The sequence below is a fragment of the Campylobacter majalis genome, assembly GCF_905120465.1.
In the GTDB taxonomy this organism is placed as follows: Bacteria; Campylobacterota; Campylobacteria; order Campylobacterales; family Campylobacteraceae; genus Campylobacter_A; species Campylobacter_A majalis.
Map to the genome: position 1 here is coordinate 1 of NZ_CAJHOF010000058.1, position 597 is coordinate 597.

Sequence of the window (597 nt, forward strand, 5' to 3'; positions counted from 1 at the left end):
AAAATAAGTACATATATCGTTCCCTAAATTTCAGAAAAGAAATTTAGGGAAATTTTAAGATATTTCTGCCTAGATATTGAGGCTACTAAAATATCAAAATTAGTAGGAATTTCTGAAGTTAGTTTATGTAAAATTTTTAAACAAATTAGAATTTTAATGCTAAAAAATTGTCAGTATCAAGGAAAATTAAGTGGTGAAATTGAAATAGATGAGAACTATTTCAAAGCTAAAAGAGTAAAAGGTAAAAGAGGTAGTGGAGCTGGTGCCTATACTTAGGGAGTTTAGCGAGTTAGAAAACTCTACTATTTATAGTGATGATTGGAAGGCTTATGATGGTTTAGTAGATTATGGTGCCAAAGCACACTACAGAGTAAAACATAATGAAAATGAATTTGCAAATGGTAGATTTCATATCAATGGTATAGAGAATTTCTGGGGTTATTGCAAACATAGATTAAGCAAGTTTAAAGGGATAAAAAGAGAGAATTTTATTCTACACTTAAAAGAGTGTGAATTTAGGTACAATAACAAAGAAAATCTCTATCAAATTTAGTAAAATTGATAAGAGAAAATTCTCTTAAGTTAAAGAGAGCCTAA

General features: G+C 28.3%; 1 pseudogene. It reads left to right on the forward strand.

What is annotated here, in order from left to right:
- Positions 1–597, forward strand: a pseudogene (locus LQU93_RS09920) (IS1595 family transposase); the annotation flags it as partial.